Origin of the sequence: Flavobacterium sp. PL02 (assembly GCF_035013205.1) — a bacterium.
Lineage (GTDB): Bacteria > Bacteroidota > Bacteroidia > Flavobacteriales > Flavobacteriaceae > Flavobacterium.
The window spans coordinates 315,791-332,389 of sequence record NZ_JAYGJP010000004.1; the positions used below are offsets into that span (position 1 = coordinate 315,791).

The following is a 16,599-nucleotide window of genomic DNA, read 5'->3' on the forward strand; positions in this document are numbered from 1 at the left end:
TTAAACTATAATACCAGAAACCATGAAAAAAAAATTAACCCATTTATTATTCCTTGCATTCTTAGTTATAGGATGCAGTAGTAATGATGATGACTCAAAACCAGTAGACGTGGCTAAGAATACAATAGCAATTACACTTCAAGAAAAACATGATATAGGGACCTTTAGTGTCTTAAATATAAATGCTTCAGCTACTGCAACAAACCCAACATATCAATGGGTAATGACTAAAAATCCAGTTAATAAAACTACAGATTCTATTGTTGGAAATTCTAAAGATTTAAGATTCATAGCACTATACTCAGGTGCATACGAATTGACATTAAATGTATCGGCAGATGGAAAAAAAGGAAGCAAAAAAACACTAGTAAATGTTACTAATGAGACTAAAAATTACAATCCTTATATAACAGCAATCTACGATTTTGATCCTGCACCGGGAATGTTTGCCAATGATTTATTTAAAAATGGTTTTACAAAAGAAGATATAATGCGAGTAGCATTAGGCAGGATTAATGAAACCAGTGTTGGTTATCCATTAGACTTAGGTGGTTTTGGAGGATCTATTATTGTAGGGTTTGATCATACTGTTATTAATAATGCAGGACAAAAAGATTTTAGAGTTTATGGAGGAAATTTAACCGATAAGGGCAATCCCCCAGCTCCAGGATTACTATTTGTAGCCTATGATAAAAATGGTAATGGAAAACCAGATGATGATGAATGGTACGAAATAATAGGAAGCCAGCATACTAAAGAAAATACTACCAAAAACTTTAAGATTACATACCATAAACCTGCCATAGGAAAGCCTGTAGTAGTAAGTGGTCCTAATGATCCATTTATAGATCGTGAACACATTTATTGCGAAAATAATAATTCTGAAACGTATTATTTACCACGATCTAAGACAAAAAAAGAATATTACCCTGCTTGGGCAACTCAAAATACTGCTGTATATGAAGGAACCAGGCTAAATGTAAAATTTACACCACTCCGTCCCGGACAAACTACACTATGGAATTTTGAAGCTCCTGAATGGGGATATGTAAATGCTGTAAATCCTGATATTGATATAGACTGGGCTGTAGATAAAAATGGAAATAAAGCAAATCTACCAGGAATAAATTTTATAAAAATTGTAAACTGTGTTAGTGAGCCAATGGGACTTTGTCATCAGCAATCATCAATGGCAACAAGATTCGCAGGAGCAGCAGATCTTCATATATTAAAAAAATACAATTTAAGAAAAGTAAAAGAATAAGAAAATGAAAAAATATTTAAAATATAGTTTGATTTTAGTAGCTATTGGTGCTTTTTATTGCTGTAGTAACGATGATGATTCAAAGCCTGAGACAACTCCTGAACCCGTTAAAAACGCTTCTGTTACATTAAAATTAGAACCAAATTTTGCAGTAGAAAGATACAGCGTTGTAAGTATAAATCCAGAAGTTGTTATTGAAAACGCTGGTGAAGCTGTTGCAAAATACAAATGGACTGTTAAAGTAACTGGTACTGATGGAATTGTCAAGGATTCTATTATTGGCGATGCAAAGACATTACAATTTATTGCTCCTAAAGCGGCTGATTATGCTGTAGAATTTACTGTAACATTGGATAAATTAGTAAAACAAGCTTCAACGAAAGTTAAAGTTTCAGAAACAGGTAAAACCTATACAGCAAAAGCGCTATCGCTTATAGATTATTTACCAGCACCAAGTTATGCTCTTGATAATTATGAGTTTACTACTAAAACTGAAATTTTAGAAAATATTCAGGCAAGTCTTAATCAGGGAGAAGATATTAACCTTGGAACTTTTGGCGGGTACATTGTTACAAAATTTGATCATACTGTTATTAATTCTTATGGCAAACGAGATTTTACTGTTCAAACAGTTGCTAACAGTACTACTGTAAAAGTTTTCCCTGTAAGTGTATATGTAGCGTATGATGCCAATAAAAACGGTATTGCAGATGATAATGAATGGTATGAGATAGGAGGAAGTGAGCATAATAAATCTACGACAACAAAAAATTACGAAATCACTTATTTCAAGCCAGATCCAGCCAAAGTGGCTGTAACAGGCAAAGCCGATTGGCAGTTTGATAAAGAATATTTAAAATGGACAGATAATAAAAACACATCCAACTTTATTACTAAAACAAAAAAATGGAGACGTTTAAATTATTACCCACAATGGATAGGAGATTCTTATACCCTAAAAGGAACAAAACTATACTTGCCTGTAAAAGATGTAAGTGATGGAGAAGGGACTGCTTTTAATGTAGGAACTTTTGAATGGGGTTATGCTGGTATCAAAGATCCTTCGATAGATATTAGTTGGGCTGTAGATAGTAACGGAAAAAAAGTGCATTTACCTGGAATCGATTTTGTTAAAGTATATGTGTCAACATATACAGAGCTTGGAGCTTCAGATTTATTAACAAGTTCTTTTAAAGAAGCTGAGGATTTGAATTTTGCAAAAAGCAAATAATTAAAACTGCATATTCTTAAAAAGTATGCTATTGCAAAAACATTAAAGAAGAATTATTAACCCCTAATTTTATAAATAATGAAGAAAGTAATTTATTTTTTGACCGTTGGTTTACTTTTAGGACTTTCGTCCTGTAGCAACGAAGACAATGTTTTAATTGATGGTGGAGCAAATGCAACAGCAAACAGCGCAAATGCATCTACAAGCAGAATCCTTGCTGATCCGGCAATAGGAACTACAACAACTCTTAATCTAACGAGTTCTTTACTAGCAAGCGGAATCACTACAACTGGTGGTAAGTATTGGGAAAACACTTATGTATCTAACACAAAACTAAATGTAGATATATTTACGTTTTCGCACACAGCTACATCTGCGGGATACAACTACTGGGATGGTTTTATAGTATCTAACGTAAATGATATTAAAGATTACGGTTCTGGTGCTGCTCCGGGTGGATCAGATGGTTGGGTGCCTCACCAATGGGGAACTATGGCAGGAAGTGGTTTTAATACTTCTTCTACAATTGCGCCAGGAACTCCGGGAACAACAGGAGATCCTTATATTGTAGCTTATTGGTCTAGTTATTTAGATCCTAAAAATCCACAAGGAACTACTTTTACTGAAGGAGGATTTTCAAACTGGGTAAAAATAGGAAATACAGGAACATACCAAGTTAAAGGATTGAAAATTAATATGCATCCGTGGCCTTATTATGGTTGTTTAAATGGAGATGGTTTTGCTAAGAAATTTGTTTCTGGTGATCATTTCGAATTATTAATTTATGGTGTTGATGCAAGTGGAGTTATCTCTGCTCCAGTAACACACACATTAGCAAATCATACAGGAACTTCTCTTGTAATGCCAACAGGCTGGGTAGATGTAACGGCTCTTAAACTAGCTAGTTTGGGAGATGTTAAATATCTTATTTTCCAGATGGCTTCAACAGACTCAGATCCCATTTACGGAATCAATACTGCAGCATACTTTTGTTTAGACAAACTTTCGGTAAAACGAATAGACTAAAACAAATTGTTTACAATACAAAAAAGAGCCATTCAAAAGATGGCTCTTTTTATTATCTAATTTTTTATATCTGTTTAAAATGACCCGTTTTTAAATAATACTACCCGTAATAAGCAAATCTCCTGGGCAATTTACATCCTTTAATTCAATGTAATTTCCTTGCGGGAAAATCAAATTCTTTAATGCAAATACAGAAACATCATTAAAACTTACATTGAGTTGCTTCGTTAATTTTGGCGGAATTTGTTCATTCAATTGAATATTGAATAATGCCTGCAAATCATTCCCACAACCACAAGGGCCACCACCCGAAAGATGCCCACTAATTTTAACATCCTGATTAGTCATTTTAAATGAAATATTTTGTTCTCTGCCAGTACCCGATATGGTAAGAGGCATAGAAGCAGAAATATTTAAGGTATAATCAGATGAATGGTCTTTAGTACCAGACTCCGTACGGAACCAAATAATTGTTTTCCAGTATTCTGTAAAATGTTGCGTGCGCTGCTGATTAAAATCTAATTTTATATTTGTTCCATTAGGAGTTAAAGTCATTCCTGAAATTGGTTCAGAAATTATTCCTCCATCAACAGCATACTTGGATATTTCAACAACACCTCTAGGACTTGTATAGCTACTATCCAGAGCACTTAAATTTACTTCTGCAGTAAGCGCACCTTGATTAAACTTTCCCGACCATGCCTTCGACTTATTAGTATCTTTAGGATTAGTACCTTCTAATTGCCAACCCGATTTATCCAAACTTTGTGGCAACACACTCTCAAATAAAACTTTACTACTTACAATCATACTCACATCTGATCCCATTGGGATAGGTTCGGGTAAATTATTAAGAAATGTTTGACTACTTTCCGCAATTCTATCATTAGTCATAATGAAAAGCTGTAAAATTTGATTAGCAGAATTGCGTGTAATCAGCGTTTTAAATAAAAATTGGTTAGGTTTCATATCGCTAATTTTACCAATCTTACTTTTATCTAGTGAGCTAACAACAAAAACTACGGGATTCTGCGTAAAATAAGAAATGAGTTCCAAGTTGAATCTTGCTTTTTCATCATTTCCTTCAATATTAATGTTTTTGGGAACAAAAGTTCCCTGTGACATGTCCAGAATTACGCTTAACACATTCTCGCTTGCAATTGTACCTGATCCTACAATTCCTTTTGCCTCGCTTAACGGAATCTGTGCTTGAATAAGAGCCCCAGGATTAGATACTTCTGGTTCATCCCATTCTATAGGTTCTGATTTGTATTGTGATCCTTTCGTTATCTTTCCAGAATGGATGATGCATTCCATCTTTACATTGGATGGATTGTTGGGAAGAAAAGAGAGTTTAGGATATCCATATTCGGCTTCAAACTTTACCCAGGTTTTCACTTTAGATGTGGCATCATAATGATACTCTAATTTAATTTTTCCTCCGTATGATTTATCTTTTTTTAATTCATCATACTGTTTGTTAATAGTTTCCTGAATTTTGGTAAGCCCCATATTAAAAACAACATCCCAACCATTTGTAACCGTTTTTCCTTGCATTAATACCAGCATATCCTGCAAAGAAGGAGCGGAGGTAAGAGCATTACCAAGAAGTCCTTTTTTAACTCCCGATAACAATCTACCAGGTAGATCCTCTATTCTTGCCTCAAGTACAAACTCTAGTGTTACGGGTACAAATGCATCTTCTAACTCTATTCCTTTATTAATTTCTGTTTTAGGAAAACTAATATTCCACTTACAGAATGGCGTAATCGGGCTAACCTCTTTAGACCATGTATCGCCGCCGTCTGTAAAATTAGGTGTGTTAGTATCACATTTATATTCATAGATGCGTTCACGAGAAGGCGTTTTAAACATACGCGGAATCCTATTGGGAGCACGATCAAAAAACGGATTACCTTCATACGTTAATTTTAAAAGGTATTTACCACTTTTTGTTTTTACCGAAGTTCCAACGCTTGCCACTACAGACTTAACACGACAATTAATGTATTCGCTAAAATTCACATTATCAAGACCAATATCCAGAATATAAGCATTACCATTGATTAATTTACCTACAGGCACTTCTACCGTTATACGTATCGGACTAGTTACAGATTGATGAATAGAATTTAGCAAATTCAAAGCAGTTAAGGTATTCTGGCTTTGCTTAACAATTGTACCTTTAAAACTCAGCAAATCAAATGCTGTCATTAATGTAGGCGCTTGAAGATTCTCATATTGAAGTGCCTGATCTTGTAAAATCAGTGTTTTAGAAAGCATGCTCAACATACGATTTCGTAAGAATTGAAGTGAAGCAGTCATACCAATCAAATCAAGATTAAGCGGTTCTAGCGACGGAATATTACCCGGTTTTAGTTGGTCTTTTATTCCATCGAGTCTTTTTTGCTGCGCTTCGCTCAATACGTTTAATCTTTGCTGATTATAAATATCTTTGGCGAGTTGGTTTGCTGCATCTTTTGCGCTAAGTAAAGCTTTTCCGCGAAGGAGCAAAATTTGGAATGCATTTATCAAATCATTCTTTTCTTGTACAGGCGGTCCAGAATCGATTATAAGCTTCATATTAGCACTCATTTCATCCCATGCCAGATTCGATTCGATAGCAAACGAAGCATTTTTTAGTTCATTAAGAGCTTTCTCCGCATTTAGCAATTCCTCAACACCTTTAACCCCTGTTGTAAATACTTTATAGGATGCATTCAGAATATTAAGTAATTTCTGCATCTGTTGCACTTTAAGTCCTAATTCCTCTACAGCTTTGATTGATTTGGCTGGAATAGCAATAGATGTAGCTACGGAAAAAATAGTCGTCGCCATATCAAGACCAAATTGTATCGCTTGTCGAGTTTGCCAATCTCTTACAGCCTGCTTATAGTTTAGTACGGCAGTTTGCAAATCAGATTTTTGACTGTCAACATTTTTCTGAAAAGTAGCAATTTTAGCTTCTAGGCTTTTGAGTTCTTTCTCTTTTTGGGTAATAATTTCTTTGTAATACGAACTCAAATCACGCTGCTGGTCGGCATTTGCCTGAATGAACTTTGTAAGCAATTTACCCGATTCAATAATATTCTCATTCAGCGATTTACCTACATCTATAATTAGTTCCTTTGTCTTTCTTACCTCAATAATATCCTGATATTTTTGTATCTCAAGAGCAATACCGTCAGAATATTGTATAATAGTTTCTATATGTTTTTTGTATTCTTTAGCCGGTAATAGTGGTACATAAGCAGCATATTCGGGATTCATAGCATTTCGGACACTATCCATTGCTCGTACTCTCAAATCTAGCACATTTGCATTACTACTTACTTGAGGAAGTATACTGGTAATCCAACCCATCGTGTCTGCCACAAAGTTTAATGCATTTTTTTGATTCGTATCGTTAAAATCAGTACAACCTGCCATAATAGATTCGGCAAAAGAATAAGCAAAAGATAAATTTTCTTCCATGTCTGGAAATACATCACTTTCTTTAGGTTCCTTACGTACATCATCTGTAATTAGTACAAGAGATCTACCGTGTATTTTGGCTGTATCGTGCATAAATTTTAGTCCGTCTACTATGGTAAAATGCTCCGTAAAATCGTCTTTTGTAACAACCATTCCGCCATAAAAAACTTTACTATTGAGGTTAAATGATTTATAACCGTCTTTACTTAGTTTGCAAACAACAACGCCTTTATCAGTTTCCATATTAGTACTTTGAGTAAGTATATTAATATAGTTTCCGGGAATGCTTATCGTGCCAATTTTTGAATATAGATATTGCGAACAAAGTATGAATTTTAATGCCTTATTACTGGCTATAAACTGCATTTCATCCAATGCTAGTTTGGCTTTATACGTATTTATGTCTTTTGTTACAATTGTACTAAGAAATCCCGGAATTTCGGAGTCAGGGATAACATTCTTAATATCATACGGGAAATATTTTTCGAAGTTAGGAACAACACGATCCGTAAATTTTTGGATTAACGCCCCTTTTAAGATACGCTTCATTACCAAACGGCGGTTATACTCTGCAAAAACGGACAAGGTTGTAAGTTTGAATCTTGTAACAGCGTTTTCTTTATAGTTAGCAAGATTTATTTTTCCATCTAAAAACGGTTCAAAAATACTATTGGTTTCTGACCATCTTTGATCATGCCAAAGATTCTTTTTGATGTCGCTTTCTAAGAGTTTGCTATTACCAAAACTAATGAGTTTACTATATTCCTTTACAAAACCAAAAGCTCCTGTAAGGGCATTTGTTGTAAAATAGCAAAAATTAACAGAGTCTTCATCTGTGTATTTATTTTTAGAAAAACTAGCCGAAACCTTCTTAAAGGAGTCTTTATTGTATGCAAACACCTGAAAAATAATATCTCCCACATTTACACCAGATACAAAATGAGTTCCCCATTCGTTAAAATGCTTCATACAAATATTTGCCTGATTTAAAGTCGTTTCTGCAGGATTATATTGTCCTTTTTCATCATCAGAAGCTCTTACTTTAATCAAACTTTTGCGAAAATCTTCCTCAATCTGATATTCTGTCGAAGGTAATAACGGATTAGGATGTAATATTGTTCCAGATTTATTGATAGGATGAAAAGCCGTAGCTGATAAGCGTTCTAGCTTAACAAGAGCATACGAGGTATCTGATGCTTTTAAATCTAAACCTAGATTCTCAGAAAGTTTTTTTAGTGCTTCATCGCGATCCTGATCACGCAATAACATTGTTCCCGCAGCGACTTCAGCATCTGGAGCACCATCATTAGGGTTATCAATTTGATATGGAAATAGAGCATTTAAAAGATTTTCTGCATCTTCGTGAATAGAAACTATTGGGTACTTCCATTCCAATTTTTTATCGGGATTTATATCTATTTCTAGCTCTTTCAAAGCTTTTTTATCTTGCACAAACAAGCCTTGATTATCTAGAGACGAAGGATTCCAAGAAGGGTTATATCCAAAGATTAAATTAGTTGTGGTACCTAGTGTAATTTTACTTTTTATAATTGCCATAATACTATAATTGGGGTATTAGTAAATAATCGCGTGCCACATATAAATCAATAATTTATAAGTGGCCGCTTAGCTCAAAGTAAATAAAAAGGAAGTGTTTTTTTATAGGTAAAAATACCTGAATAATTTACCGATAAAATAGCATATATTTATAATCTGTATCCGTATATAAATTTTTTTCTGTATCTGTACCTGTTTTTATTTAGTACGTAGGTTTGTAGTAAACAAATCCTCCTTATGAATACTCAAACAAATAACGCTCAATATCTAGAATTTGGAACTGTAAATATCTCACACCTTGGTAGCATATTAAATATATGTAACCGTGCAAAAGAAAGGACTAAAAACAATCCAAATTTGATGCAAAATATAGAAAAAAACAATACTAATCATTTTGGACTTCCGCTAAGTGTTGCTCATTACGGAAACCAAATGTTAGGCTACGGATTTGTAACAATTAATAGCTCTGGAGAAACTGAATTTAATTATTATTTTGAAGAAAAAGAACATAATGCATCCGAAATAAAAGAAGGTTTAGAACTAGAAGCAAAAAAAGCTTTCAAAGTTTTATTTAATGATAATGCTACCAAAGAAAATGCGGTTCAAAATGCGATAGATAAACTAACAAACTGGATTGATCAGTGCTAGTTTTTAGAACAAAATAATTAAGCTTTGTTTACACAAAAAAGCGAACCATATAAGTTATGTAAGTTCATTTAAACGAAGTGTTTTAAAACTTATATTTTCTTAAATCACTTACATGGTTTAAAATGCTTTTTAATAAAATATTAGTCAATAAGGTTATATAACTTGTTAAGATAATAATTAAAGAAATGGCTAAAGAAGTCTTATACATAAAAATTGCCCACATAATTCAGGAACAGATTCTATCCGAAACGCTAAAAATAGGGGATAAGCTACCTTCAATTCGTGCACTACAAAAATTATACAACGTAAGCATAAATACTGTTAAGCAAGCATTTTTAGAGTTAGAAAGTAAATCCTTGGTAGAATCAAGACCTAAATCTGGGTTTTATGTAAGTAATACATCTAATAGGAAATTTTCGATTCCTTCGATGAATAAATTGAAAGTATCAGAAACCCAAAAAAGTCCTGATGACTTAATTACTAAGGTGTTTAATACTTTTGGTGATAAAAGCATTACCCAATTTTCTTTGGGAGTTCCGCATAAGAGTTTGCTTCCTATTGCGAAACTCAATAAAGGAATTATTAAAGCTACGCGAAATCTGGAGGAGAGTGGAACAGACTATAATTTGGTTCAGGGAAATTTAAACCTGAGACGTAATCTCGCAAAATGGTCGCTTGTATTAGAAGGTAAACTAACCGAAGATGATTTTGTAACTACTTCTGGAGCTATGAATGCTATTTATAGCTGCTTAATGGTCACAACCCAACGAGGAGATACCATCGCCATCGAAAGTCCCGTTTATTTTGGAATACTCCAAATAGCAAAGTCTATGGGACTTAATGTTATCGAGCTCCCTACACATCCCACAACAGGAGTTGATCTTGATGCCTTAAAAAAAGTAATCCCAAAGATTAAGGCGTGTTGTTTTATGAGTAATTTCAGTAATCCATTAGGTAGCTTAATGCCTGATGAAAATAAAAAAGAATTGGTCGAATTGCTTACTTATCATAACATTCCGCTTATAGAAGATGATTTGTATGGCAATCTTTTCTTTGGCGCAGCCAGACCAAAACCTTGTAAATATTATGATGAAGCCGGAATTGTGATGTGGTGCGGATCAGTATCTAAAACACTTGCACCAGGATATAGAGTAGGGTGGGTTGCTCCGGGACAGTTTAAAGAGAAAATAATCCGACAGAAATTAGTACAAACAATCTCTACGCCATCATTGTATCAAGAAGTAGTTGCCGATTTTATGGAATTTGGAAGATATGATCATCATTTAAGAAATTTCAGGCACACTTTGCATACAAATTGCCTGCATTTTCAGCGTGCTGTAGAAGATTATTTTCCTGAAAATACTAAGATTTCTCAACCACAAGGAGGATCATTTCTTTGGCTTGAACTTGACAAAAAAATTGATACCGCTTCATTATATGATATTGCAATAAAGCAAAAAATCAGTTTTGCTCCCGGCAGAATTTTCACCCAACATGATCAATACAATAATTGCATGCGACTCAATTTTGCTTTAGAGTGGAATGATAAACTGAATCTAGATATAAAACGACTTGGCACAATTGTAAAAAATGCTTTGTAATGCCGTTACCCATCAAAACTCTGAACTGTCATTGTGACAGCTCGTTTTGATTAGTGTTAATTTTTAAGCAAAACAACTATATATCAGTAATTTAAACAAATCTACTTAAACTAATAAATTTAATATAAAAACAAATGAATCAAGATATAATTAACTCTCAATCAAGAATAAAAATAATAGATTACACAGATAAATTCAAAGAATCTATCAAAATTCTGAACTACGCTTGGCTAGAAAAATATTTTAAAATTGAAAAAACGGATGAAGTTTCACTCTCAAATCCAAAAGAAGAAATCATTGATAAAGGTGGTTTTATATACTACGCTACATTAGATAATGAAATTGTTGGGACAGCTTCACTTCTAAAAAAAAGCGATACTATTTTCGAATTAGGAAAAATGGCGGTCAGTGATAAAGCACAAGGTTATGGTATTGGCACATTATTATTGGAGCATTGCATTACAACTGCAAAGGATATGAAAATAGAAAAGCTAATTCTGTATTCTAACACAAAGTTAGAGTCAGCAATACATCTTTATCGCAAATATGGATTTGAAGAAATCCCATTGGAGCAGGGACTTTATGAACGAGCAAATATTAAAATGGAGAAGAAGCTATCTTAAGAGGAGGAACAAAGAAAAAAAGCAACAAAGGCTCAAAGGTTGAAAAAAAAAGAAGAGACCAAGATTAATTTTAACCACAATGTATTCCCCAATCTTGTCTCCCTGACACAGGAAGGGTCTCCACAAGTAGTTCAAGAATAAAAGGAAAAATATTAAAATGGAGAAGGCACTAGTGCGTTTTTAACCGCAAAGTAAGCAATCCCGAAGCGTCGGGATACGCAAAGGTCGCAAAGCTTTAAGCATAATTTATTCCCAATCTTGTCTCCCTGACGCAGAAAGACAAGTTTGTGGTTGAACTATACAAGCTACGACTCAGAAACTTAGTAACTTAGAACCTTAGCAACTAATAATAAATTTAAAAAGCTTCTCCGATTCTGAAATAAAGTCCCCAATCGCCTTTTCCAACAGCTGCATCCAAGCCAACATTAAATTTCTCGTGTTTAAATGCTCTGTAGCGATAACCAATTCCTGCACCAGGGTATAAATTCCAATTAAAATCGGATGTATCAGATCCATAAATAGTTGCTACACCAGCAAAACCTACAAGCCCCATTTTTTTATTAAAATTGTAACGGTATTCCGCTTGTAAAGCCATTAGTCCGTCGCCACGGTATTTCCCCTCAGAATATCCTCTAATATCTTCTCCGCCAATAGTTACTTGCTGCTCAAAAGAAATATTCCCTAAACCAAACTTACCCGAAAAACGAGCTGCTAATACATCAGTTCCACTTCGCATAGGAAAGTATTTATTGTACTCTGAGAGAATTTTATTGGCACTAACATCATTACCAACCCACGTGGGATAGCCAATCCAACGCAATTTTACTTTATCACCTTTGGTCGGATAATAAACAGCGTCACGAGTATCATACATCATATTTAGCTGCAAACCATTTGTTTGAGTAACAGAAGATGGTTGTATATCATCTTCATAGTTTGTATCATAATGGGCATACGAATAACCAATACCAGCATACAGCGATTTAACAACTTTTCGTTGAAGAGTCATAGCTACAACTATTTTTTTAGTTGCATAATCATAAAAATCTGGCGTGTCGATATCATCCACATAAAACTGGGCATTTTGATCACCCGTTACAAAAATAAATTGAGCTCGCCACTTGTCTTCGTTAAAATACCATTTGTTAAAAGAAGCCACAAAATATGATTTATTAGTCGTATAAACTGCAGATATACCCGATAGCGATTTAGGCGAAATAGTATCGGCTTTATTGAGTTTATACATCATCATAGGAATAGCACCAAACATAAAATCCAGCGTTCTATTATAATTAAGATAAGGCATTACATTAAAATCTATATTCTTTGGTTTTGCCTTTGTTGTAGTTGTGCTATCGACTGGTTTTGTTTGAGATGAAGCACATAAACAAAATAAAAACAGCATTATAGTAGGTAAGATTTTATGCATTTTGATGTATTTTTAAGTTACTTTATAAACTATTTAATGTATTCCAGAAGGTATGCAAATGGGGATTTTTTGGTATGAATAAATAAATTCACTCTTCATAAAACTTAAAGGTAAATTATTTTTTTAAAGCAGCAAAATCATCTCGTGACAGAATCAGATATTTTAAATCATACTGATTTTCAAGACCCTAAGAATTCATTAGGCCTTTTGTTGAGTATCTGAAAAAAACTAGTACTAAATGCTTGTATACTTTTGTAACCCACGAGATAAGCAACTTGAGAAACGGTATATTTCCCAGTACTTAAAAACTCGATGCCTTTTATAATGCGTACCAATTGAATATACTTAGAAATTGTAATTGTTGTTTCTTTCTTAAATATTCGTTCTAAGGATCGCAAAGACATATTGTTGTTTTCGGCAATGGTACTTATATGTATATAATTTGCCATATTATCCAGAATAAAATTGCTTATTTGTAACAATCGCTCATCGTTTGGGATAACGATATTTAAAGTTATTGCGCCTTTAAAAAAGCTAGGCAACTCTACAAAAATGGCATTCAGAAAAGCTTCCTCTTCAATCGAATATTCTTCTTTTTTACTCCATTTTACGCAATAAGATATCATCTCCCGAAGTACTGGAGGAACAGAAAAAATTCTTAGCTTATCATAAAAATTATCTTCCTCATTAATGGAATAAAAAATGGTTCTCAAATTTATATCTTCAGAAACTGCAGTTGTTCTGTGTGATAGGTTAGAGGGAATCCATGCAGCATGATTTTGAGGCAAGAGATAGATACGCCCAGCCACATGCAAGTATTGAAAACCTTTCTCTACATAAACAAGTTGCGCCCTATTATGAGAATGCTCATTGGAGTCATGTATCCAATTATCTTCAAACCAAACGTAAGCTTTTTTGGCAATACGATCTACTAATTCATGGTTCTTCATAATGCATTATATAATTTTCTTTTGTCGTTTTAGATTAAATATATGGCAAATTTAATTATAATACGCATGGTAAATTTGCAGCAGAAAAAAAATATTATGAATAAGCATAAAAAAGACTGGAAAAGTAAGACAGGGTTTTGTTTCGGAATCGTACTACCATTTATCGGAATATTATTTGTTGCCTCCACATTGCGAGCGCCATTAACAGCACTAGGACCTGTATTAACCGAGATTAGTAAATCATTAAATCTTTCAAATAGTGAGGCTGGATTCCTTACAACCATTCCATTAATGGCATTTGCATTCTTATCTATTCTTGTTGGGCAATTATCTAAAAAACTGAGTCTGGAGAAATTTCTACTTTTTTCGATTGCACTTTTAATCGCAGGATTATATATAAGAATAATGGGTACGGTAGTAACACTATTTCTAGGATCTGCCATACTTGGTATTGCAATTTGCATCGGAAATGTTTTAGTGCCAGGATATATAAAAAAAACATTTCCTAATAAATCCGGAATGGTTATCGGTTTCTATTCTGTATCAATGAATCTTACTGCAGCTCTAGCATCTGGGTTTAGTATAGCAATTGGTAAATTAAGCGGTCTTGGCTGGAAAGGCTCTTTAGGAATCTGGATTTGGATTGCTGTATTTTCTTTTTTAATATGGTTACCAATCGTATTAAAAAGAACAAAAAACATTGAAGAGACAGGAATAGTAAAGAGCAATCTAAATATATTTAAATCACCATTGGCATGGCAAATTAGTATATTCATGGGACTTCAATCATTAATGTATTATTCTCTTGTAACCTGGCTTCCGATGTTGTTACAGGGTTTTGGCATGGTAAAAGAAGAAAGTGGATGGGTTTTGTCTTTTATGCAAATGGCGATGTTACCCTTAACTTTCCTTGGGCCAATTATTGCATCTAAACTTACTAACCAGAAAAGCTTAATTTTTGTTGTTGCTGCTGGAATGTTTATTAGTGTCTTGCTTATACTATTCTTTCAATTACAATATATCTATACTGCAGTTATCCTTTTCGGAATATCTTCAGGATTATCTTTTAGTCTATCAATGATGTTTTTTGTTCTTCGTACTGCAGATAGTCACACTGCTACAAGAATATCTGGTATGGCACAATCGGTAGGTTATTTATTGGCTGCATTTGGACCTCCCATATTTGGTAGTTTATATGAATACGGTGAGACATGGAATTTATCTTTATACTTTCTTTTAATAATGATAGTTATAATGTTTTTTGTAGGGCTTAAGGCGGCAAGAAACCATCTTATAAAGTAGTCTTAACCTACATATTTAAGTTTAAAACAGGCGTAATTGCCTGTTTTTTTTATGTATATAATCATCCTTATTTGTATGAATTTAACATTTTCAAAATAGGTATAAATACGGTATTGATATTTAAATTTTCGTTTTAAATTGTATTTAAATTAAAAATCCATAAACCAAATATTATTAGGGTAAGTAAAAAAGTAAAGTTCAACCCCCAAATTATTATGATAATGGACAAAATTAAATTGAATTTCATCAACAAATCTAATGACGCAAATAACAACAATGTCATTATTTTTCAACAAAATGTTGCTCAGGAATTTGAAAAAAGTGCTATTGCCTGGAAGGTAATAGAAAATAGTAGCAGACTAGACAACCATCCTTTTGCATTTTCAATGGGGTATGAAGTAGCTACTTGTGATTCATACGGCAATTTTACCCCAATGCTTTATACTTATGAAGGAACAGCGTATGAAATGGTCAAGGATAACGCTGGCAGTGTACTGAGAATTGCATCAAAACCAGCTACTAATCTTAGCCAGATAGAAGTAAAAAACGCGCTTCCGTCTGGAATAATCAACGCAAACTGCTACAGAAACAATAGATTAATTGCTACAAAAACAAACCTAGCTCCTGGAGAAAAAGCAGTTTTTGAATTTTACCCAAGACTTTTTATAGGTGTTGTTCCTGAAATAGAAGAAGGAGATGTATTAGACTCTGCTATAATCTCACAGATTAATTCACAAATAAATTTATTTGGTATAACTAGTGCAGATATTGTAATGACAGGTGGAGGACCTGGTAATCACTCGCCAGCATTCAATTTTAGTTTAGAAAACATAAATAAACAATGAATAGAGAAATAAAAACATTAGATTTTTTTCAGTACAAACCTTTTACTAAAGACTCCGCCAGTTTTTCTTTCCTAGCGAAATTAGCATCGTTAAAAATAAGAGGACATAGGGAACAAATACAAAATGAAGCTATTGCTTATATTGACGGAATTGCTCCTTATGAATTACAATATGTATCTAATCCTAGCGACTTACAAGGAAATATTAATAAATTCAAATCATTTTATAACATCTTAAATAAAGATAAAAATTTCACCCAAATAGTAGAACAAACCTGTGTGTTTTTTAATACTAATGTAAATGATTTTTTAATATATCTAAAAAGTGATTCTTATCTGGAAAATAAAGAAAAATTATGGGAATCTTATTTTGCTTTGATTATAGAAATGGGGTTTCAAAGTGAGAATCGTTCCGCTATAATAAAAGTATTAGGACTTTGTAATTTTCTTGAAGTAATATTTAATCACCTGGATGATTCCCAATTAGGCACAACGCTTAATGCCAGTAAATTAGTATCTCTGTTTAATGCTAGTATCATTTTAGACAAAGATATATTTCCGCTCCCTTCTTCATCCTATATATCTTTCAATTAAACTATATAAAGAGTCATCCTAAAAAGATGGCTTTTTTTATTGTGATAGTTCCTGTA

The 16,599-nt window shown here is 33.4% G+C and carries 12 protein-coding genes; 9 read left to right on the forward strand and 3 right to left on the reverse strand.

The window, feature by feature from the left end:
• Positions 1 to 22 precede the first annotated feature (22 nt).
• The 3 genes from SHI72_RS14695 (at position 23) to SHI72_RS14705 (ending at position 3,521) form a co-directional block, all read left to right on the forward strand.
• Positions 23 to 1,264 (forward strand): hypothetical protein, encoded by a 1,242-nt coding sequence (locus tag SHI72_RS14695; protein ID WP_323490441.1) that lies wholly within the window; start codon positions 23 to 25, stop codon positions 1,262 to 1,264.
• A 4-nt stretch (positions 1,265 to 1,268) separates the two neighbouring features.
• Complete coding sequence (locus SHI72_RS14700) at positions 1,269 to 2,495, forward strand: hypothetical protein (RefSeq protein ID WP_323490442.1); 1,227 nt, start codon at positions 1,269 to 1,271, stop codon at positions 2,493 to 2,495.
• A 78-nt stretch (positions 2,496 to 2,573) separates the two neighbouring features.
• Complete coding sequence (locus SHI72_RS14705; RefSeq protein WP_052250143.1) at positions 2,574 to 3,521, forward strand: DUF4465 domain-containing protein; 948 nt, start codon at positions 2,574 to 2,576, stop codon at positions 3,519 to 3,521.
• A 90-nt stretch (positions 3,522 to 3,611) separates the two neighbouring features.
• On the opposite strand, the gene SHI72_RS14710 is transcribed toward SHI72_RS14705, so the two are convergent.
• A complete protein-coding gene (locus SHI72_RS14710) occupies positions 3,612 to 8,552 on the reverse strand; it encodes a hypothetical protein (protein ID WP_323490443.1) in 4,941 nt (1,646 codons plus the stop codon).
• 237 nt (positions 8,553 to 8,789) lie between these two features.
• Here SHI72_RS14710 and SHI72_RS14715 point away from each other — a divergent pair, with 237 nt between their 5' ends.
• The 3 genes from SHI72_RS14715 to SHI72_RS14725 all read left to right on the forward strand — a co-directional run bounded on the left by SHI72_RS14715 (position 8,790) and on the right by SHI72_RS14725 (position 11,424).
• Positions 8,790 to 9,200, forward strand: a complete 411-nt coding sequence (locus SHI72_RS14715) for a hypothetical protein (RefSeq protein WP_323490444.1) — start codon at positions 8,790 to 8,792, stop codon at positions 9,198 to 9,200.
• Between the two features lie 185 nt (positions 9,201 to 9,385).
• Positions 9,386 to 10,801 (forward strand): PLP-dependent aminotransferase family protein, encoded by a 1,416-nt coding sequence (locus SHI72_RS14720; protein ID WP_323490445.1) that lies wholly within the window; start codon positions 9,386 to 9,388, stop codon positions 10,799 to 10,801.
• 134 nt (positions 10,802 to 10,935) lie between these two features.
• Positions 10,936 to 11,424: a GNAT family N-acetyltransferase gene (locus tag SHI72_RS14725; RefSeq protein ID WP_323490446.1), complete on the forward strand. Its 489-nt coding sequence runs from the start codon at positions 10,936 to 10,938 to the stop codon at positions 11,422 to 11,424.
• A gap of 355 nt (positions 11,425 to 11,779) precedes the next feature.
• Here SHI72_RS14725 and SHI72_RS14730 read toward each other — a convergent pair whose 3' ends face one another.
• Positions 11,780 to 12,853: a BamA/TamA family outer membrane protein gene (locus SHI72_RS14730; RefSeq protein WP_323490447.1), complete on the reverse strand. Its 1,074-nt coding sequence runs from the start codon at positions 12,851 to 12,853 to the stop codon at positions 11,780 to 11,782.
• Positions 12,854 to 13,032: 179 nt separating this feature from the next.
• Complete coding sequence (locus SHI72_RS14735) at positions 13,033 to 13,803, reverse strand: AraC family transcriptional regulator (protein ID WP_086894274.1); 771 nt, start codon at positions 13,801 to 13,803, stop codon at positions 13,033 to 13,035.
• Between the two features lie 96 nt (positions 13,804 to 13,899).
• Between SHI72_RS14735 and SHI72_RS14740 the strand changes: the two genes are divergently transcribed.
• The 3 genes from SHI72_RS14740 to SHI72_RS14750 all read left to right on the forward strand — a co-directional run bounded on the left by SHI72_RS14740 (position 13,900) and on the right by SHI72_RS14750 (position 16,543).
• The gene (locus SHI72_RS14740; RefSeq protein WP_323490448.1) at positions 13,900 to 15,105 is read left to right on the forward strand and encodes an MFS transporter; all 1,206 of its coding nucleotides are present in this window, start codon (positions 13,900 to 13,902) and stop codon (positions 15,103 to 15,105) included.
• A 221-nt stretch (positions 15,106 to 15,326) separates the two neighbouring features.
• Positions 15,327 to 15,950 carry a hypothetical protein gene (locus tag SHI72_RS14745; RefSeq protein ID WP_323490449.1) on the forward strand — a complete coding sequence of 208 codons (624 nt, stop codon included), beginning with the start codon at positions 15,327 to 15,329 and terminating at the stop codon, positions 15,948 to 15,950.
• Positions 15,947 to 16,543 (forward strand): hypothetical protein, encoded by a 597-nt coding sequence (locus SHI72_RS14750; protein WP_323490450.1) that lies wholly within the window; start codon positions 15,947 to 15,949, stop codon positions 16,541 to 16,543. Before SHI72_RS14745 ends, SHI72_RS14750 begins: the two co-directional genes overlap by 4 nt.
• Positions 16,544 to 16,599: the final 56 nt, after the last annotated feature.

Coding starts and splice junctions, on each gene's coding strand:
- SHI72_RS14735 (WP_086894274.1), bottom strand. CDS start 13,803: ATGAAGAACCATGAATTAGTAGATCGTATTGCCAAAAAAGCTTACGTT.
- SHI72_RS14730 (WP_323490447.1), bottom strand. CDS start 12,853: ATGCATAAAATCTTACCTACTATAATGCTGTTTTTATTTTGTTTATGT.
- SHI72_RS14750 (WP_323490450.1), top strand. CDS start 15,947: ATGAATAGAGAAATAAAAACATTAGATTTTTTTCAGTACAAACCTTTT.
- SHI72_RS14695 (WP_323490441.1), top strand. CDS start 23: ATGAAAAAAAAATTAACCCATTTATTATTCCTTGCATTCTTAGTTATA.
- SHI72_RS14715 (WP_323490444.1), top strand. CDS start 8,790: ATGAATACTCAAACAAATAACGCTCAATATCTAGAATTTGGAACTGTA.
- SHI72_RS14720 (WP_323490445.1), top strand. CDS start 9,386: ATGGCTAAAGAAGTCTTATACATAAAAATTGCCCACATAATTCAGGAA.
- SHI72_RS14705 (WP_052250143.1), top strand. CDS start 2,574: ATGAAGAAAGTAATTTATTTTTTGACCGTTGGTTTACTTTTAGGACTT.
- SHI72_RS14740 (WP_323490448.1), top strand. CDS start 13,900: ATGAATAAGCATAAAAAAGACTGGAAAAGTAAGACAGGGTTTTGTTTC.
- SHI72_RS14745 (WP_323490449.1), top strand. CDS start 15,327: ATGGACAAAATTAAATTGAATTTCATCAACAAATCTAATGACGCAAAT.
- SHI72_RS14710 (WP_323490443.1), bottom strand. CDS start 8,552: ATGGCAATTATAAAAAGTAAAATTACACTAGGTACCACAACTAATTTA.
- SHI72_RS14725 (WP_323490446.1), top strand. CDS start 10,936: ATGAATCAAGATATAATTAACTCTCAATCAAGAATAAAAATAATAGAT.
- SHI72_RS14700 (WP_323490442.1), top strand. CDS start 1,269: ATGAAAAAATATTTAAAATATAGTTTGATTTTAGTAGCTATTGGTGCT.